Origin of the sequence: Streptosporangium sp. DT93 (assembly GCF_049844535.1) — a bacterium.
Lineage (GTDB): Bacteria > Actinomycetota > Actinomycetes > Streptosporangiales > Streptosporangiaceae > Streptosporangium.
Genome location: NZ_JBNCLF010000002.1, coordinates 78,452 through 95,557, shown reverse-complemented (window position 1 = coordinate 95,557; position 17,106 = coordinate 78,452). Strand labels below are relative to the sequence as shown.

Below are 17,106 nucleotides of genomic sequence, written 5' to 3'. Positions count from 1 at the left end.
CTCGGCCCGTCCCACCCCCGGCCGCGCGATCGCCTCACGGGCGCCGCCTCACGGCAGGTCGAGGGCGCTCAGGCCGAGCAGGAACGCCTGCCGGTCGCGGGTCGTCAGGGTCTCGTACGGCCGCGCGGCGCGGTCGTTGGTCCCGGCCTCGATCCGTTCCCGGACCGGTCCCGGAGGCAGGGAGATCATCTGGGCGGCGGTCAGCCCCGCCCTCCCCCAGGCGCCGGCGTGCGCGTCGGCGCGGTGGTAGCGCAGCACCGCCAGCCGGTTGAACAGCAGCACGCCCGGCGGGGTCCCCGGGGGCTCGTACGGCGGCGCGACCTGGGCGAAGGCGGCCCCGCCGGTCGCCGCGCCCGCCTCCACGAGCCGCCCGGCGACACCCGCCAGCTCGGGCAGCCTGTCGGCCTGGGCGGCCCACAACCGGCCGGTCACCGCCGCGTGCACCTCGTACAGGGAGGCGATGAAGGCGCGGGTGACCGGGGTCGCGCGCAGCGCGCCGGTCCCGGCGGCACCCGGCGCGATGCCGGAGGCGGCGCCGGGGGCGGCGTCAGGGGCCGTGTGGGGGGCGGTGCGAGGGGCGGCCCCGGGGGCCGCTGGAGGGGCCGTGCGGGGGGTGGCCTCGGGGGCGTCGTCCTCGGCAAGGGTGCCCTGGGCGAGGTGGACGTCGATCTCGGCCCGCCGCAGCGGGTTGTAGCGGTACACGGCGGCCAGCCCCGCGGGGGTGAGCGGCCTGACCGGGAGCACGAACCGGAGATCGACCAGCAGGTCGGCCTGCAGACCCGAGCGCTCGGCGAGTTCCCGGCTGAGCGGCCTGCTCGCGATGTGGACCCCGAGGTTGACCGCGTCGATCAGCGGGCCGAGCGACGCCGCGTAGCCGGGGAGATCATCGAAGCGGGACATGCTGCGTTATCTTGCCGCATTTTTTACCGTCCGATCCCGGCGAGCACGACGGCGGCGGCCCCGGCGACGACGGTGAGGGTGCCGATCCAGGCGACGAGGGCGTCGGCCCGGTCGTCGAGGGGCCCGCCCCGGCGGAGGGCCTCCTGGGCGCGCCGGTAGCGGATGCCGGTCTGGGTCAGCAGCAGGACCGCGCAGAACACGGCGGGGACGAACAGCAGGGCGACCCCGGCCGGGGCACCGGCGCGCAGGGCCACCCCGGCGCCGCCCAGGCCCCCGGCCGCCAGCACGGTGGCGGTACGGACCCAGGCGAACCGGGTCCGCTCACCCTGCAGGCCCGAGTCGCCGGCCCCCCGGAAGCCTTCGGCGTCCCCGGCACCCCCGGCACCCCCGGTGCTCTCGGTGCTCTCGGCGTCCCCGGTGCTCTCGGCGTCCCCGGTGCCGCCCGGGGTGTTCATCGGGACAGCAGGATGAGGATCAGGGCGAGCACCGCGACCGCCGCCACGCCGTACCCGAACAGCGGGGCCAGGGCGGGGGGCGGGAGCGGCGCGGAGGCGCGCAGGGCGCGCTGGACGCTGCGCCAGCGCGGGTAGGCCATCGCGGCGGCCAGGGCGGACAGCGAGATCAGGACCACCGCGAGCAGGGTCCGCATCCACGGGATGAAGACGTCGGCCGAGACCGCGGCCATGGCGACGCCGCCCGCGCTGAGCGCGAGCGACGTACTCAACCAGGTCAGATAGGTGCGTTCGTTGGCGAGGGTGAACCGGGGATCCGGTTCGTTGTCCGGGGAGTCCATGGGACCGACGCTATTTCAGCGGTATTCCCCCGGGGAAAAGCGGGTTCGGCGCGGGCCGCCGGCGACCGTGCGGGCCACCGGTGACCGTGGGCGCCGGCGGACCGCCTGGCCCGTCACCCGCCGGGTCCGTCACCCGCAGGCGCTGGTCAGCTCCTGGACCCATCCCACCGAGTCGGTCGCCACCTTCTGCGCGGCGTCGACGGCGCTGTTGGCGTCGGTGACGTTGAAGCCCTGCAGGCTGTTGGAGACGCCGTCGGCCGCCTCCTTCAGGGAGGTGTTTGCGGCCTTGTCGGCGAGGTCACCGAGCTTGGCGCCCCCGTCGTTCAGCGCCTTCTCCATCGCGGCGGGGTCGTTGAGCAGGCCGGAGACCTTGGCGGCGGTCTCGGTGACGATGCCCGCCGCCTGAACGCACTGCTGTGCCTTGTCGATGCCCTGGCTCACCTGCTGGACTTCGGAGCAGCCCGTGAGCAGCAGGGCGGCGGCCACCGCCGAGGCGGCGAGGACGGGGATTCGTCGCGGAAGGGGTCGCATGTCCCGACCCTACCCAACGTGCCGGCGCCACAGGCGCCGCCGTACCGGCTCGTTACCCGCGGGGCGCCGATCCGGAACGGGGGGCGGTGAGCGGGAGCGTCACGGCCGGGGCCGTACGATTCTGGGTAGTTCACACGAGGGGGAAACATGGAACTCTGCCAGCATCTCACCGCGGCACGGACCCAGGACCCGCCGGCGCGCACACCCCAGGGGTGCGAGGAGTGCCTGGCCATGGGCTCCCGCTGGGTCCACCTGCGCAGGTGCATGTCCTGCGGCCACATCGGCTGCTGCGACTCCTCGCCCCACCGGCACGCCACCGCCCACGCCACGCAGGACGACCACCCGGTCGTCGCCTCGTTCGAACCGGGCGAGAACTGGCGCTGGTGCTACGTGGACAACGCCATGGGGTAGGCGCTCAGTCGCGCTCCAGCGTGGCCTCCTCGAAGTCGATCTCGTGGAGGATCCTGCTGAGCACCTCGTCGTCGACGCGCCGCTCGTCGCGGAGGTCGATGAGGACCTCGCGCTCGACCGCCAGCATCTCCCTGCGGAGCCTGCGGTAGACGGTGCTGGGCGTCTCCTCGCCCGCCGGGCCGGTCCCGCCCCCCAGCCGCTCCCAGGCGGCGAGCGCGCGGCGCTCGGTGCGCGACCTGAGCTGGTCGACCACCTCCCGGTGCACCTCGTCGATCCCGTCGGCCACCAGTTCGTCCAGGCGGGCCAGCGACGCCGAGGCCGCGGCCTGCTGGGCGGCGGCCTCGGACAGGTTGTCGGCGTAGATCTCCTGGTCGTTGGAGATCCTCAGCCTGCGGATCAGCGCCGGGAACGTCAGGCCCTGAAGGAGCAGGGTGCCGATCACCACCGCGAAGGTGAGGAAGAGCAGCATGTCGCGGCCCTCGAAGCTCTGCGGGATGGCGAAGGCCGCCGCCAGGGACACCACGCCGCGCATGCCGGCCCAGCTCACGATGGTCGCGTACCGCCAGGACGGGGGGTGGGTCTCGCGCTCGCGGACCTTCCTCGACAGGATCCTGGGCAGGTAGAGGCTGGGCACCACCCAGACCGCCCTGGAGACCACCACCGCCGCGAAGACGGCCAGGGCCATCCCGGCGAGCTCCCACCGGTCGCCCCACTCCAGCCCCCTGACGATCGGCCACAGCTGCAGGCCGATCAGCGCGAAGACGATCGTCTCCAGGAAGAAGCCGAGGACCCGCCAGATCGCGTCGGACAGCAGGCGGGTGCCGAAGCCGGCCCTGGGCATCCGGTGCCCGATGTAGAGGCCGACGATCACGACGACGATCACCCCGGAGACGTGCACGCTCTCGGCCGCCAGGTAGACGGCGAACGGGGCCAGCAGCATCACGGTGTTCTCGACGAGCGCCTCGCGCACCCGCAGCAGCACCCAGGTCAGCATCCAGGCGAGCGCCAGGCCCATGATCACACCGCCTGCCGCGGCCTGGACGAAGTCGACGGTGACGTCCAGCCAGGTGAGGCCCTGCCCCAGCGCGGCGGCGATGGCCACCCGGTAGGCGGTGAGCGCGGTGGCGTCGTTGAAGAGGCTCTCCCCCACCAGGATGGTGACCACCTTGCGGGGCAGCCCGAGCCTGCGGGCCACGGCGACGGCGGCGACCGCGTCGGGCGGGGCCACGATGGCGCCCAGCGCGAACGCGGCGGCCAGCGGCAGGTCGGGCAGGAGCAGGTGGGTGACCCCGCCGACGACCAGCGTGGTGAACAGCACCAGGCCGATCGACAACAGGGCGACCGGCCTGCGGAAGTCCTTGAGCCTCAGGTAGGAGCTGTCGATCGCCGCCGCGTACAGCAGCGGCGGCAGGAAGACCAGCAGGACGAGCTCGGGGTCGAGCTCGTAGGTGGGGAACAGCGGGGACAGCACGAGCCCCGCCAGCACCAGCAGCAGCGGCGCCGGCCATCCCCTGCGCCTGGACACCGCGGCCACGGCGAGCCCGACGACCGACACGGCCAGCATCTGCAGCACCGTCGACTGGTCCACGCCACACCGCCCGATCGGGATTCGATCAACCCGCCCGCCCGGGGCCTCCGGGGAGCCGCCCGCGAGGGCGGGACGCCGACAGGCGCCGGGGGTCCGCATCCGGCGGACGGGTCACCGTATCCCCTCGGGGGCCGGACTGGCGAACGGACGCGACGGGAACCGGCCCGCCCGGTCCGGTCACGCGGTCGCCGGTACGGCACCGGCGACGATCACCAGTCGCGCCGGTCGCCCCGGTCGCCCCGGTCAGCCCGGCGCCTGCCCTCGTGGCGCCCGTCCTCGTAGCGGGGCTCCTCGTAGCGGGGCTCCTCGTACCGGGGCTCCTCGTAGCGCTGGTCGGGGTGCTGCTCGTCGTGGCGCTGTTCGGGACGGAGCCGGTCGCCGGTGGAGTGCGGCGTCTCCGGCACATACGGGCGCGGCAGCCGCTGGTCCGGCGCGGAGCGGCCGAACAGGCCCAGCGGGTCGGACGGGTCGACGTCCTGCTGCGGGTAGGAGGGGGGCGAGCTGTACAGGTCCCGCAGGTCGGCGGGGTGCCCGGCCTGGTGGGGCTGCTGGGCGCCGGGCGCGTAGGGATCGGGCACGTAGGGATCGGGCTGCGCGGAGGAGGGGTAGCCGTAGGGCGCCTGCGCGGCTCCCTGCGCGGCCTGCTGGGCGGCGAACCCGAAGGGGTCGGTCGAGTTCTGGTGCGCCTGCGCGTAGGGGTCGGGCTCCACCGGGCGGGCGGAGCCGGGAAGCCGGTCGGCCGGCGGCGCGAAGGGGTCGACCGGCTGGGCCGCCCCGGCCGGTCCGGCCGGTCCGGCCGGTCCGGCCGGTCCGGCCGGCCTCTGCCGGTCGGCCGGGACCGCGAAGGGGTCCGCCTGGCGCGGCTGCGACGACACGTCGTACTGCTCGGGCCGCGGGGCGCCGTACGGGCCCTGCGGGGCGGGCGCGCCGTAGAAGTCGGCCTGCGGGACCGGACCGGGGTAGGCGTCCGGGCGCGGCGTGCCGTACGGCTCCGGCCGCCGGCCGCCGCCGGGGTAGGCCTCCGGCTGCGGGGCGCCGTACGGGCCGGGTCGCCGGTCGTTCTGGTAGGGGTCGCCGGGCAGCTGGTAGCCGGCCTCGCCGGGCACCGGGTCCGCGCCGGGCGGCTCGACGGGCTGGGGCTGCCCGTAGGGCAGCGCGTCGTTCACGATGAGGTTCTCGCGCGGCACGGCGTCGGCCTGGCCGTACCCGGTGGGCGGCGTGCGGTCGGAGGGCCGGTCGGGGGCGGGCGTGACGCCTCGCGCGACGAGCACGTCGTTCGGCCCGAGCGCCGGGGCCTGGCGGGGCTCGCCCGGGTCGGTGTGACCACCGGCCGGGTCGGCGTACTGCTGCGGCTGGGCGTAGTCCTCGGGCCGCGGCCGGGCGTACTGGCCGGTGCCGGGGTACTCACCGTAGGCCTGCGGCTCGGCGTGGGGGGGCTGCTCGGCCCGGACGGGCTCGTCCACCTCGTCGGGATACTGCCCGCCGGCCTCGACGAAGCCCTCGTCGAGGGTGTCGACCAGGCGCCCCACGTCGTTCATGGGCATGCGGAAACTCGCCGTGCACATCTCACCGCGCCACAGGCTCAGCACCAGGGTGCCCTCGTGCCAGGTGACCCTGAGCACCCGCTCCTGGCCACGCTCGTCAAAGAACACCTCACCGAACGACGGCAACGGCACAACTTCCGACATGGAAGACATGTTCCTTTAACCAGCCCTTATTCGTCCACTCAACCTCAGGAAACCCTACCGAACCGGCCTTTCCCTCCCTATCTTCCGCCCCAGGACACCAGAACGATAGATCTTCCGTGACCTTGCGGGGCTCGACGAGCAGGGTGATCCAGCCAGTTTGCCATGCGAGGTGAACTCCGGGTCCCGGAATACCGCCATGCGTCCGTGCGGCAGGGCGCCCGCGCCCCGGCCGGAACCGGCCGGGGCCCGCCGCGGACGCCGCGACCGTCGGGGTGAACGGGTACGGTTGGCTGTCGTGCCGACCGACTCCATCGCCCCGTCAGAAGACGTCCCCTCGACGGCGGATCTTCCCCCCGTCGAGGACATGCTGAGCACCGCCGTCGAGGCGGTGGGCGGGGTCGAGCGCCCCGGGCAGATCGCGATGGTGAGGGCGGTGCAGCACTCCATCGAGTCGGGCGACCACCTGGCCGTCCAGGCGGGCACCGGCACCGGCAAGTCGCTGGCCTACCTGATCCCCTCGATCAGGCACGCGATGACCTCCAAGGGCGCCGTGGTCGTCTCCACCGCCACCATCGCGCTCCAGCGCCAGCTCGTCGACCGCGACCTGCCCCGCCTCGCCACGGCCCTGGCCCCGCACCTGCCACACGAGCCGGCGTTCGCGATCCTCAAGGGCCGCCGCAACTACCTGTGCCGGTACAAGGCGAGCGCGGGCTGGCCCGACGACGAGCAGGACCAGCTCTTCGACCCGCGCGAGGTGAACGCGACGGGCCGGATGGTCCAGCGCATCCAGGAGTGGGCGAACGAGACCGAGACCGGCGACCGCGACGAGCTCGTCCCCGGCGTCAACGAGCAGGCCTGGCGACAGTTCTCGGTCAGCGCCCGGGAGTGCCTGGGCGCGATGCGCTGCCCGAACGGCGCCGAGTGCTTCGCCGAGCTGGCCCGCGCCCGCGCCGGTGAGTCCGACATCGTGGTGACCAACCACGCGCTGCTCGCGATCGACGCGATGGAGGACTTCCCGCTGCTGCCCGAGCACGAGGTGGTCGTGGTCGACGAGGCCCACGAGCTGGTCGACCGCGTCACCTCGGTGGTCAGCGGCGAGCTGTCGGAGGCCATGGTCGCGGTGGCCGTGCGGCGCGTCGGCAAGCTCATCGAGCAGCATCTCGCCGACCGGCTGATGGAGGCCGGCGAGGACCTCAAGGCGCTGCTGGCCGCCGCGCCCGCAGGGCGCCTCGACGACCTTCCCGAGGTGCTCGGCATGACGCTCGCGCTGATCCGCGACGCGGCGTGGGCGTGCGTCACCGCGCTGGGGCCGCGCGGCGGCGACAAGGACGACCCGGAGGGGGCGGGGCTGCGCAAGGCGGCCTTCACGTCCCTGGACGAGGTGCACGACACCGCCCAGCGCATGCTCGACGCCTTCGGGCACGCCACGGAGGTCGACCGGGCCGAGGTGGTCTGGCTGGAGGAGGGCAACGACCGGCGCCCTCCCCTGCTGCGGGTGGCGCCGCTCACCGTGGCGGGCATGCTCCGCGACAAGCTCTTCGGCGACCGTACGGTGATCCTGACCTCCGCCACGCTCGCCCTGGGCGGCGCCTTCGAGGGCCTGGCCCGCCAGTGGGGCCTGGGAGCGGGCGGGAACGGCGGGGGCGCCGGCGGAGGCGGGCAGAAGGACGGCAGGGACGCCGGGGAGAGGGGCGGCGGCAAGGACGGCGCGGAGGGCTCGGGGAAGCGGGCGGGCTGGACCGGCCTCGACGTCGGCTCCCCCTTCGACCATCCCCGCAGCGGGATCCTCTACGTCGCCAAGCACCTGCCCCAGCCGGGGCGTGACGGGCTGCCCGAGGCCTACCTCGAGGAGATCACCGAGCTGATCGAGGCCGCGGGGGGGCGCACCCTCGGGCTGTTCTCCTCGATGCGGGCCGCCAAGGCCGCCACCGAGGCATTGCGCGACCGGCTGAGCGTGCCGCTGCTGTGCCAGGGCGACGACTCCACGATGCTGCTGGTCAAGCAGTTCGCCGAGGACGAGCCGACCTGCCTGTTCGGCACGCTCTCCCTCTGGCAGGGCGTCGACGTCCCGGGCCCGTCGCTGCGCCTGGTCATCATCGACCGCATCCCGTTCCCGCGCCCCGACGACCCGCTCAGCTCCGCCCGCCAGCGCCACGTCGCCGCCAAGGGCGGCAACGGGTTCATGTCGGTCGCCGCCACCCACGCCGCGCTCCTGCTGGCCCAGGGCGCGGGCCGCCTGCTGCGCAGCCAGCACGACAAGGGGGTGGTCGCGGTCCTGGACCCGCGCCTCTCCACGGCCCGCTACGCCGGGTTCCTGCGGGACTCGCTGCCGCCCTTCTGGCCCACCGAGGACCCGGCGAAGGTACGCAGCGCCCTCAAGCGCCTCGGCTCCTCCTGACCGGGGGCGGCCCGCGCCCGCGAACCGGCCGGCCGACCACACCGGCCGCGGTGTCCTCCGGCGCGCCGCGCAAGGGTGCGGGCGCGGCCGGGGCGGTACGCTCCCGGCCGGGACGCGCTCAGCCGGTGCCGTCGGCGATGGCGCGCGGGACCTGCACGTAGACCTCAGCCGGTGCCGTCGGCGATGGCCTGCAGCGCCAGCACGTAGGACCTCAGGCCGAAGCCCGCGATGGTGCCGGTGGCCACCGCGGCCACCACCGAGGTGTGCCGGAACTCCTCCCGCGCGGCCGGGTTGGAGATGTGCACCTCCACCAGCGGGGCGGTGCGCTGGGCGATGGCGTCGCGCAGCGCGTAGGAGTAGTGGGTGAACGCGGCCGGGTTCAGCACCACCGGGATCCGCCCGTCGGCCGCCTCGTACAGCCAGCCGAGCATCTCGGCCTCGTCGTTCGTCTGGCGCACGTCGACCGAGAGGCCGAGCGCCCTGCCGGTCTCCCGGCAGAGCTCCGCCAGGTCGGCGAAGGTCTCCGCGCCGTAGACGTCCGGCTCCCGGGTGCCGAGCCTGCCCAGGTTGGGGCCGTTGAGCACGTAGACGGGTCTCATCGGATCACTCACCGCTCCTCGATGACCGCGCGCCTGCCGCGCGGCCGACGTTCCTCACCGGGCCGTTCCCGGCCCCCCGCCGGGCACCCCCGGCGCCGCCGGACCTGCCGTGCCCGCCCGCCTGACGCGCCAGGTGCGTTCCGTACGTCCGGCGCGCCGGGCTCACAGGGCTCACAGGGCTCGTCGAGCTCACAGGGCTCATCGGGCGACCTCGTGGTAGGCGGCCTCGAGAAGCTCCTCCGGCGGGTCGACCAGCGGGGAGACCCTGGCCAGGTCGTCGAGCAGGACGAAGCGCAGCGTGGCGCCGCGGCTCTTCTTGTCGAGGCGCATGTGGTCGCGCAGCTCGGGCCAGGCCTCGCGGCGGTAGGCGGTGGGCAGGCCCACCGAGGTCAGCACGGACCGGGTGCGTTCCACCAGGTCGTCGCCGATCCTGCCGTCCAGGCGCGACAGCTCGGCCGCGTAGACCATGCCGATCGCGACGGCCTCGCCGTGCCGCATCCGGTAGCCCTCGACGCGCTCGATGGCATGGGCCAGGGTGTGGCCGTAGTTCAGGATCTCCCGCAGGCCGCTCTCGCGCAGGTCGGCGCCGACGACGTCGGCCTTGACCTGGATCTTCCGCTCGATCAGCTCCCGGGTGTGCCGCCCCTCGGGGAGCCGGGCGCCCTCGGGGTCGTCCTCGATGAGCCTGAGGATCTCCGGGTCGGCGATGAACCCGCCCTTGATGATCTCCGCGAGGCCGCCCACGTAGTCGTCGCGGGGCACCGAGACCAGCGTGGCCAGGTCGCACAGGACCCCGGCCGGCGGGTGGAAGGACCCGACCAGGTTCTTGCCCTCGGGGGTGTTGATGCCGGTCTTGCCGCCCACCGCCGCGTCGACCATGCCCAGCAGGGTCGTCGGCACCTGCACGACCTTGACGCCGCGCAGCCAGGTGGCGGCGGCGAACCCGGCCAGGTCGGTGGTGGCGCCGCCGCCGACGCCGACCACGGCGTCGGAGCGGGTCATGCCGGCGCGGCCGAAGGCGGACCAGAGCGCGGCGGCCACCTCGGCCGTCTTGGCGCGCTCGGCGTCGGGCACCGGCAGCGGGACGACCTCGTACCCGGCCGCCTCGACCGCGCCGCAGACCGGGCGGGCGATCTCCGGCAGGCCCTCCGGGTGGACCACGGCGACCGTGCGGACCCCGGCGCCCAGCAGGCCGGGCAGCTCACCGAGCACCCCGGCGCCGACCACCACGTCGTACGGGCTCTCGCCCTTCACGGAGATGCGGGTGACGGTCATCTGTCACCGGCCATGGGCGCGCGGGCTGCGTTCTGGAACACGTGGGGACTCCGTGGTGAGGTGTGCCGGTGACCGCGTGCGCGGGCGCGTCGGCGCCCGGTCGCGGTCACTCCTTCAGAAGCGAGACGATCTCGTCCACGACCTCCGCCGGGGAACGGTCGTCGGTCGCCACGGTGATCGTGGCCAGGCCACTGTAGACGGGGCGGCGGGCGTCCATCAGCTTCTTGAGCTGGCTGCGCGGGTTCAGCACGAGCAGCGGGCGCGCCGACGCCAGGCCCACCCGCTGCACCGCGTTGGAGAGACCGACCTCCAGGTAGACGACCGGGTGGGGGGCCAGCAGCTCGCGGGTGGCCTCGGCGAGGATCGCGCCGCCGCCGAGGGCCAGCACGCCGTCGTGCTCGGCCAGCGCCCGCCGCACGGCGTCGGCCTCCATCGCGCGGAAGGCCTCCTCACCGTCCTCGATGAAGACGTCGCTCACCGGCTTGCCCGCCGCGAGCTCCACGTCGGCGTCGGTGTCGCGGAAGGCCACGCCGAGCCGGTCGGCCAGAAGCCGTCCTGCGGTCGACTTGCCCGACCCGGGAGGGCCGATCAGCACTGCTCGGGGACTCACGTGTTCTCCTCGGACCGCGGGCCGCCCGCCGGGAGGCCGGAGGCTCCCCGGGCCTGGCGCCCGCTCACTTGATCACCAATGACGAGAGGTAGCCGGACAGGTTGCGGGCGACCTCGTCGACGGAGTCTCCGCCGAACTTCTCGATCACGGCGTCGGCCAGGATCAGCGCGACCATCGCCTCGGCGACGATCGCGGCGGCCGGGACCGCGCACACGTCGGAACGCTCGTGGTGGGCCTTGGCCGCCTCGCCGGTCAGCACGTCGATGGTGGCCAGCGCCCTGGGGACGGTGGAGATCGGCTTCATCGCGGCGCTGACGCGCAGCGGCTCGCCGTTGGTCATGCCGCCCTCGACGCCGCCGGCCCGGTTGGTGATCCGGCGGACGCCGCTCTCGGTGTTCTCGATCTCGTCGTGGGCCCGGGAGCCCGGACGGCGGGCCGTCTCGAAGCCGTCCCCGACCGCGACGCCCTTGATCGCCTGGATGCCCATCAGCCCGGCCGCGAGGCGGGCGTCGAGGCGGCGGTCCCAGTGGGTGTAGCTTCCCAGGCCCGGCGGCAGGCCGTAGGCGACGACCTCGACGACGCCGCCGAGGGTGTCGCCGTCCTTGTGGGCCCTGTCGATCTCGGCGACCATCGCGGCGCTGCCCTCGGGGTCGGCGCAGCGCACCGGGTCGGCGTCGATCGCCTCCAGGTCGCCGGGCCCCGGCAGGACGCCCCGGGTGGCCGCGGCCCCGCCGATCGAGACGACGTGGCTGACGATGTCGACGTCGAGGGCCTGCTTGAGGAAGCTCCGCGCCACCTGGCCGAGCGCGACGCGGGCGGCGGTCTCGCGGGCGCTGGCCCGGTCGAGCACCGGGCGCGCGTCGTCGAAGCCGTACTTCTGCATGCCGGCGAGGTCGGCGTGGCCCGGGCGGGGGCGGGAACGCGGCGCGTTGCGCGCCTGGCCCTCCAGCACCTCCGGATCGACCGGGTCGGCCGCCATGACCGTCTCCCACTTGGGCCATTCGGTGTTGCCGACGCGGATGGCGACGGGGCTGCCGAGGGTGCGGCCGTGGCGGACCCCGCCCGCGATCGTGACGAGGTCCTGCTCGAACTTCATCCGCGCCCCGCGGCCGTAGCCGAGGCGGCGGCGGCGCAGCGCCTCGCCCAGCTGGGCCGTGGTCACCTCCACCCCGGCGGGCAACCCTTCCAGGATCGCGACGAGCTCGGGGCCGTGGGACTCTCCGGCGGTCAACCAGCGCAACATGGTGCCAAGTCTTCCACGTGCCGCCCACTGGAATGGTCCGGGTTCACAGGTTGAGACACGCCGGGGCCCACCGGGCCGTACGGGAGGGGACGGAGCGCGGTGGGAACGGCGGCGGGTTCAGAGTGCGGTGAGGACTGCGGCGAGGGTGCCCGCCGCCATGAACGGGCCGAAGGGGATCTCGCTCTCGCGGCCCGCGCGGCGCAGGAGCAGCAGGGCGGCCCCGTAGAGGCCACCGGCCGCCAGGCCGAGGAAGGCGCCGGTCACCAGGGTGTCCCAGCCCAGCCAGCCCAGGGCGGTGCCCAGGCTCCCGGCGAACTTGACGTCGCCCAGCCCCATGCCCGCCGGGTTGATCAGGAAGAGCACCAGGTAGAACCCGGCCAGGGCGAGGCCGCCGAGCCCGGCTCCGAGCAGGTCGGCGAGGCGGCCGTCGGCGAGGGCCGACGCGGCCAGCGGGGCGGCGGTGCCCAGGTAGGCGGCCAGGGTGAGCCGGTCGGGCAGGCGGTGGACCGCGACGTCCACGAAGACCAGGACGACGGCCACCACCGCCAGCCAGCCGAAGGCGAGCAGCTCCCCCGCCCTCCCGGCCGTCGTCACCCCGGTCCCGGCGGGCAGGCCGGGCCACAGCGCACGCAGCGCCAGGGCCGCCAGCACGGTCGCGGTGGCCGCCTCGACGGCGCCGGCCGCCGGGCGGGAGCGGGCGGGCCGTCTCACTTCGGACGCCCTCTCGCCAGGCGCCGTCTTACCGGGCACCGTCTCCCCGGACACCGTTCCCCCGGGCACCGTCTCCCCGGACAGCCTCTCGTCGGGCAGCCTCTCGTCGGGCAGCCTCTCGTCGGGCAGCCTCTCGTCGGGCACCGCGTACAGGACCACCAGGCGTCGCGTCCGGGAGCCGATCGCCAGACCCGCCAGACCCGCCAGGACGGTGAGAAGCACGAGGGAGGCCGGGGGGCTCATGGGGCGACGATAGCCCGCACCTCCCTCACGCGCCCGCGATCCGGGCGTTCTCCCCCGGCAAGCACGAAGATCCGGCCGCGGGTGTGCGGGGTCAGGTGGCGCGTGGCGCCTCCGGTATTCGTGTCAGGACGGCGCGGAACAGGGCGGCCTTGCCGTCGAAGTGACGGCAGAGCGCGCCCTTGGTCACCCCGGCCGCCCGGACGATCTCCGACAGGCCCACCGCGCCGTGGCCCGGTGCCGCGAACAAGCGTCTGGTCTCCCCGGGAGACCCGCCTGGTCTGCTCGCGCTGCCCGGCCCCGGGCGGCGAGGTGACCTCGGAGGTCATTGACGGGCACCGCGGCGAGCACGGAGGCTGGGGGCAGACCCCCTACCCCCGGAGGGCCGGACGACGTGGACACGGACCGCTTCAGCAAACTGCCCGCGATCATCGCGTCCCTCGTCCTCCTGCCGGTGCTGCTCGAACTCCTCGCCTGGTACATCGAGGGCGAGGAGTACGACGTGGCCCGCGCGATCACCGTGATCTCGGTGATCGTCACGCTCGCCCTGGTCGCCACCGCGCTCGGCCGGATCCGGGCGCGGCTGCCGGTGCTGCTGGTCGTCGGGCTGACCGTCACCGCGGCGGGCGAGGCCGTGCTGGGCTTCGTGGCGGCCTTCGGTCCTGTGCTCTGGCGGGGCGGGGTGCCGGGCGAGGTGCACGGGCTGATCACCACGGGGATCAGCGTGTTCGCCGTCGTCACCGGCGTCTACCTGCTCGTCCAGTACCGGCGGGGCCTCTACCTGCCCTACCTGGAGGCCGGGATGGGCCCGCTGCCGACCTCCACCAAGCGCAAGGTGATCGGCGAGTCGGAGATCCTGATCCGCACCATGCCCGGCATCGGGCCCTCGGTGGAGAAGGCCCTGACCAGCTGTGTCGCCATGGCCGACCAGGAGGACCTGCACTTCGTCGCCTACTACGCCGACAAGCGGTGCCGCTTCTACGTGGACGTGCTCGACGACGCCGACCTGGCCCACTTCTTCCACGACACCGACCAGGAGCAGCGCAGGAAGATCTACCTCCAGGCCGGCAACCAGCTCAGCTGGCTCACCCAGCGGCTCGACCGGCAGCTCCACCGGATGGAGGGCGGTTCCCTGGTCCGCACGGTCCTCGACGTGGAGCGCGGGGCGATGTACCTCCACTGGATCGACGAGACCCGCTACCTGGTCGGGGTGACCCTGGACCAGCGCAGGGTCGACGCCGCCGACACCAAGCTGGCCGAGCTCGTGGACCTGATCCGCGGGCACTTCGGCCTCCCGCCGATCAACCAGCGCACGCGTCCCCCCACCTCGCAGGGGCACCTGCGTTCCGTCCCGAGGAGTGAACGGTGGCCCGAATCGGGCTCTTGATCGTCGTTGTCGGCCTCGGCTGGCTGTCCGCCGACCTGGGAGGCGTGCGCGAGCTGGAGCACTCGGGCGCGTACGTGCTCCTCAGCAGCCTGCTGCTGGCGATCGGCCTGTACGGCAGCACGCACGGCATCGACCGCGCCGAGGCCAGGGAGCACGTCCGGCTGATCACGCTGGCGGTCACCGTCGGGGTGCTGCTCAAGGCGGCGTTCATCGCCGGGGTGGTCCACCTCGTCTCCGGCGACCCCCGCGCGCTGATCATGGCGGTGGTGGTCGCCCAGATCGACCCGCTCTCGGTCGCCGGGGTGATGCGGGACGACCGGCTCTCCCCCCGGGCGAAGACCGTCCTCGGGGCCTGGTCCTCGTTCGACGACCCGGTGACGATCATCCTGGCCGTCTACGCGGCGGCGCTGGTGAGCGGTTCGGGCCAGGGCGGCCTGTCGGCCTCCTACTTCGCCGACCTGGGATGGAACGCGCTGTTCGCGATCGCCGCCTACCTGGTGTGGCGGCTGGTCAGGAAGGCCCCGCCGGTCCTGACCTACCTGGCGGCGGCCGGGGCGGTCGCCTCGGCCGCGTGGAGTTCCCTCATGCTCGGCGTGGCGACAGCCGGGCTGTACCTGCGCCTGCCGGACGCGCGCTGGCTCGGCCGGGCGGTGGGCGCGGCGTTCGCGCTCTCGGCGTTCCTGATGGGCCTGCTGCTCGTCGGCGGGACGAACATGGGGACGGGCGTGCTGCTCGGGCTGGCCGCGTACGCGGCGCAGATGGTCGCGGCGCTGGCGCTCACCCACGGCCTGCCCGTCATCGACCGGGTGCACCTGGGGCTGGCCCAGCAGAACGGCGTGACGGCCGTGATCCTCGCGCTGGTCTTCGAGCGTGACTTCGGCGGGTTCGTCGCCGTGATCGCCCCGGCGATCCTGACGGTCAACCTCGTCCACGCGGTGGCCAACCGAACCGCCGACGCCTGGGGGACTCGGCGGGCTCGGCGGGCTCTTCCATCCGCGCCACGGTGACCTCGGGGCCCAGCCCGTCCAGGGTGCCCGACTCGACCGCGGCCAGGACGCGCAGCAGGTCGCCCTCGACGACGAAGGGCACCGGGCCGGCGACGTCCACCACCACGGCGGCGGCGCCCTCGTGCACGGCGGCCCGGCAGACCTGAAGGGCGGTGGCCTGGATGGGCCGGGCGTCGGCGCGCCACCGGCGCAGCGGGTCCGCCCCGGTGAAGGCGAGCACCGCCTCGCGGCCGTCGGCGCCGACGAGCTTCGGGAGGGCCATCTCGCTCTCCTTCTCCTGCCGCAGGCCGTGCTCGCCGATCTCCGACTCCTTCAGCAGGGCGACCACCGGCACGAGCAGCCGGGCTCCGCCGAGGGCGGTGACCACCTCGCCCGCGTGCGCCGTCCCCGCGGCGAAGGCGGCGAGCGCGGAGGCGACCGCGGCGTCGGCGGCGCCGTCGTCGCCGGGGACCAGGGGCTGCGGAATGCTCGGCACGAACCGGGAGCCTACCGGCGGCCGGGACGGGCGGGCGACCGCCGCGCCCCGGTCACCGTTCCCCGCCTTCGGGTACGGCCCCGGTCGCGCTCCTCACCCCGGGGCGCCCGGTCCCGGGTACCCGCCCCGGCGTTCCGGGGAGGCGAGGACGCGGGAGGTTCTCAGCCGAGGTCGGCGATGGCGGCCACCGGCCCTCCCCCGCTGGGTCCCTGGTGGACCGCGGCGACCGAGACGAACACGGCCGGGTCGCCGGTGACGCTGGCCGCGACACCGCCGACGGTGGCCTTGATCTGGCGGTGCCAGTGCACGTCGGAGTCGTCGAGCATGATGTTGCGGCGGCCCCGGACGCTGCCCGACGGGTCGGCCTCGCACTTCATGAACACGTTGACCAGCCGGTCGCCCAGGTCGGAGGGGTGGGGGCGCTCGGGCAGCTCGATGCCGCTGGAGCGGATCGCCTCCCAGATGCCGTCGGCGTCCAGGGCGTCCCTCATCACCGAGTGGCCGATCCGGTAGCGGCCGCCGATGCCCCGTACGTTGCCGACGACCACGATCTGCGCGCGGTCCAGCTCGACGCCCGAGGAGCACGACGCGACCGAGGAGTACAGCGACAGGTCGCGGTGGATCTGGTCGGCGGACGGCATCTCGATCTCGCCCAGCGCCACGGCGATGCCCAGCGCCGTGGTCGAGTTGGAGATGTCCATCGACGGGCCGGTGTCCTCGATCACCACGTCCTGGCCGCGCGACTTCGCGTCGTTGATCGTGGAGAGGGTGAGCAGGGGCGTCTTGGTCTGGACGTAGTGGACGTCGGCGGGGTCGTCGATCCCGGCGAGCTTCATGGCCTCGCGGACCCCTGCGGCGACCTTCTCCACCATCGCGGGGCGGCCGATGTCCTCGGGCAGGATCACCTCGCTCATCGCGATGCCGACGCTCACCCGGGGCTCGTCGCCCGGCTCGGCGTCCGTGGTGGCGAAGATCGTGGCGTGCGGGCTGAGCACGCCGTCGGTGCCGCCCGACCAGACGAGCGGGACGCTCTCCGGGGAGGGGTGCCCCCTGTCCGCGAGCACCTCGCGGAAGGCGCGGTCGGCCAGGATGCGGGTGTAGTCGTTGACGCCGCCGTTGCCCTCGGTCTTGCCGATCACCGCCAGGACGCGGGACGCCTCGATCACCCCCTCGTCGATGAGGCGGGCCAGGCCGGAGGCGTCGGTCACGCTCTCGATGGGCACCTTGCGCACTTCAATGGGTTCCGGCAT

At 74.2% G+C, this 17,106-nt stretch carries 18 protein-coding genes; 4 read left to right on the top strand and 14 right to left on the bottom strand.

Annotated features, from left to right (window positions below):
- Positions 1-48: 48 nt before the first annotated feature.
- From ACLQ2R_RS05735 to ACLQ2R_RS05720, 4 genes are all read right to left on the bottom strand, one after another.
- Positions 49-900, bottom strand: a complete 852-nt coding sequence (locus ACLQ2R_RS05735) for a hypothetical protein (RefSeq protein WP_425958250.1) — start codon at positions 898-900, stop codon at positions 49-51.
- Positions 901-923: 23 nt separating this feature from the next.
- Positions 924-1,355 (bottom strand): DUF202 domain-containing protein, encoded by a 432-nt coding sequence (locus ACLQ2R_RS05730; protein WP_425958249.1) that lies wholly within the window; start codon positions 1,353-1,355, stop codon positions 924-926.
- Positions 1,352-1,693 (bottom strand): YidH family protein, encoded by a 342-nt coding sequence (locus tag ACLQ2R_RS05725; protein ID WP_386234403.1) that lies wholly within the window; start codon positions 1,691-1,693, stop codon positions 1,352-1,354. The genes ACLQ2R_RS05730 and ACLQ2R_RS05725 overlap by 4 nt, the downstream gene beginning before the upstream one ends.
- A 129-nt stretch (positions 1,694-1,822) precedes the next feature.
- The gene (locus tag ACLQ2R_RS05720; protein WP_425958248.1) at positions 1,823-2,224 is read right to left on the bottom strand and encodes a hypothetical protein; all 402 of its coding nucleotides are present in this window, start codon (positions 2,222-2,224) and stop codon (positions 1,823-1,825) included.
- A 147-nt stretch (positions 2,225-2,371) separates the two neighbouring features.
- Here ACLQ2R_RS05720 and ACLQ2R_RS05715 point away from each other — a divergent pair, with 147 nt between their 5' ends.
- On the top strand, positions 2,372-2,635 hold the full coding sequence (locus ACLQ2R_RS05715) for a UBP-type zinc finger domain-containing protein (RefSeq protein WP_425958247.1): 264 nt from the start codon (positions 2,372-2,374) through the stop codon (positions 2,633-2,635).
- A gap of 4 nt (positions 2,636-2,639) precedes the next feature.
- Here ACLQ2R_RS05715 and ACLQ2R_RS05710 read toward each other — a convergent pair whose 3' ends face one another.
- Positions 2,640-4,223, bottom strand: coding sequence for a Na+/H+ antiporter (locus ACLQ2R_RS05710; protein ID WP_425958246.1), 1,584 nt, complete (start codon positions 4,221-4,223; stop codon positions 2,640-2,642).
- A gap of 209 nt (positions 4,224-4,432) precedes the next feature.
- Positions 4,433-5,911 (bottom strand): hypothetical protein, encoded by a 1,479-nt coding sequence (locus ACLQ2R_RS05705; protein ID WP_425958245.1) that lies wholly within the window; start codon positions 5,909-5,911, stop codon positions 4,433-4,435.
- 364 nt (positions 5,912-6,275) lie between these two features.
- On the opposite strand from ACLQ2R_RS05705, the gene ACLQ2R_RS05700 reads away from it, so the two are divergent.
- A complete protein-coding gene (locus ACLQ2R_RS05700) occupies positions 6,276-8,309 on the top strand; it encodes an ATP-dependent DNA helicase (RefSeq protein ID WP_425958661.1) in 2,034 nt (677 codons plus the stop codon).
- A 164-nt stretch (positions 8,310-8,473) separates the two neighbouring features.
- On the opposite strand, the gene aroQ is transcribed toward ACLQ2R_RS05700, so the two are convergent.
- From aroQ to ACLQ2R_RS05670, 6 genes are all read right to left on the bottom strand, one after another.
- A complete protein-coding gene (aroQ, locus tag ACLQ2R_RS05695; RefSeq protein WP_425958244.1) occupies positions 8,474-8,908 on the bottom strand; it encodes a type II 3-dehydroquinate dehydratase in 435 nt (144 codons plus the stop codon).
- A 198-nt stretch (positions 8,909-9,106) separates the two neighbouring features.
- Positions 9,107-10,183, bottom strand: a complete 1,077-nt coding sequence (gene aroB, locus ACLQ2R_RS05690) for a 3-dehydroquinate synthase (protein ID WP_425958243.1) — start codon at positions 10,181-10,183, stop codon at positions 9,107-9,109.
- Between the two features lie 106 nt (positions 10,184-10,289).
- Entirely contained in the window at positions 10,290-10,793 is a 504-nt protein-coding gene (locus ACLQ2R_RS05685; protein WP_386234450.1) for a shikimate kinase, read from the bottom strand.
- Positions 10,794-10,857: 64 nt separating this feature from the next.
- Positions 10,858-12,036, bottom strand: a complete 1,179-nt coding sequence (gene aroC, locus ACLQ2R_RS05680) for a chorismate synthase (protein ID WP_425958242.1) — start codon at positions 12,034-12,036, stop codon at positions 10,858-10,860.
- Between the two features lie 117 nt (positions 12,037-12,153).
- A complete protein-coding gene (locus ACLQ2R_RS05675) occupies positions 12,154-12,990 on the bottom strand; it encodes a prepilin peptidase (RefSeq protein ID WP_425958241.1) in 837 nt (278 codons plus the stop codon).
- Between the two features lie 91 nt (positions 12,991-13,081).
- Positions 13,082-13,237 carry a helix-turn-helix domain-containing protein gene (locus ACLQ2R_RS05670; protein WP_425958240.1) on the bottom strand — a complete coding sequence of 52 codons (156 nt, stop codon included), beginning with the start codon at positions 13,235-13,237 and terminating at the stop codon, positions 13,082-13,084.
- A gap of 144 nt (positions 13,238-13,381) precedes the next feature.
- Between ACLQ2R_RS05670 and ACLQ2R_RS05665 the strand changes: the two genes are divergently transcribed.
- Both ACLQ2R_RS05665 and ACLQ2R_RS05660 read left to right on the top strand, forming a co-directional pair.
- Positions 13,382-14,374 (top strand): hypothetical protein, encoded by a 993-nt coding sequence (locus ACLQ2R_RS05665; protein ID WP_425958239.1) that lies wholly within the window; start codon positions 13,382-13,384, stop codon positions 14,372-14,374.
- Entirely contained in the window at positions 14,371-15,381 is a 1,011-nt protein-coding gene (locus tag ACLQ2R_RS05660) for a hypothetical protein (RefSeq protein ID WP_425958238.1), read from the top strand. Before ACLQ2R_RS05665 ends, ACLQ2R_RS05660 begins: the two co-directional genes overlap by 4 nt.
- On the opposite strand, the gene ACLQ2R_RS05655 is transcribed toward ACLQ2R_RS05660, so the two are convergent.
- Entirely contained in the window at positions 15,293-15,856 is a 564-nt protein-coding gene (locus ACLQ2R_RS05655) for an SseB family protein (RefSeq protein ID WP_425958237.1), read from the bottom strand. The genes ACLQ2R_RS05660 and ACLQ2R_RS05655 overlap by 89 nt on opposite strands.
- A 161-nt stretch (positions 15,857-16,017) precedes the next feature.
- Positions 16,018-17,106 carry a ring-opening amidohydrolase gene (locus tag ACLQ2R_RS05650; RefSeq protein ID WP_425958236.1) on the bottom strand — a complete coding sequence of 363 codons (1,089 nt, stop codon included), beginning with the start codon at positions 17,104-17,106 and terminating at the stop codon, positions 16,018-16,020.

Coding starts and splice junctions, on each gene's coding strand:
- ACLQ2R_RS05705 (WP_425958245.1), bottom strand. CDS start 5,911: ATGTCGGAAGTTGTGCCGTTGCCGTCGTTCGGTGAGGTGTTCTTTGAC.
- aroC (WP_425958242.1), bottom strand. CDS start 12,036: ATGTTGCGCTGGTTGACCGCCGGAGAGTCCCACGGCCCCGAGCTCGTC.
- ACLQ2R_RS05650 (WP_425958236.1), bottom strand. CDS start 17,106: ATGCCGGAACCCATTGAAGTGCGCAAGGTGCCCATCGAGAGCGTGACC.
- ACLQ2R_RS05715 (WP_425958247.1), top strand. CDS start 2,372: ATGGAACTCTGCCAGCATCTCACCGCGGCACGGACCCAGGACCCGCCG.
- ACLQ2R_RS05730 (WP_425958249.1), bottom strand. CDS start 1,355: ATGAACACCCCGGGCGGCACCGGGGACGCCGAGAGCACCGGGGACGCC.
- ACLQ2R_RS05700 (WP_425958661.1), top strand. CDS start 6,276: ATGCTGAGCACCGCCGTCGAGGCGGTGGGCGGGGTCGAGCGCCCCGGG.
- ACLQ2R_RS05725 (WP_386234403.1), bottom strand. CDS start 1,693: ATGGACTCCCCGGACAACGAACCGGATCCCCGGTTCACCCTCGCCAAC.
- ACLQ2R_RS05720 (WP_425958248.1), bottom strand. CDS start 2,224: ATGCGACCCCTTCCGCGACGAATCCCCGTCCTCGCCGCCTCGGCGGTG.
- ACLQ2R_RS05735 (WP_425958250.1), bottom strand. CDS start 900: ATGTCCCGCTTCGATGATCTCCCCGGCTACGCGGCGTCGCTCGGCCCG.
- aroQ (WP_425958244.1), bottom strand. CDS start 8,908: ATGAGACCCGTCTACGTGCTCAACGGCCCCAACCTGGGCAGGCTCGGC.
- ACLQ2R_RS05675 (WP_425958241.1), bottom strand. CDS start 12,990: ATGAGCCCCCCGGCCTCCCTCGTGCTTCTCACCGTCCTGGCGGGTCTG.
- aroB (WP_425958243.1), bottom strand. CDS start 10,183: ATGACCGTCACCCGCATCTCCGTGAAGGGCGAGAGCCCGTACGACGTG.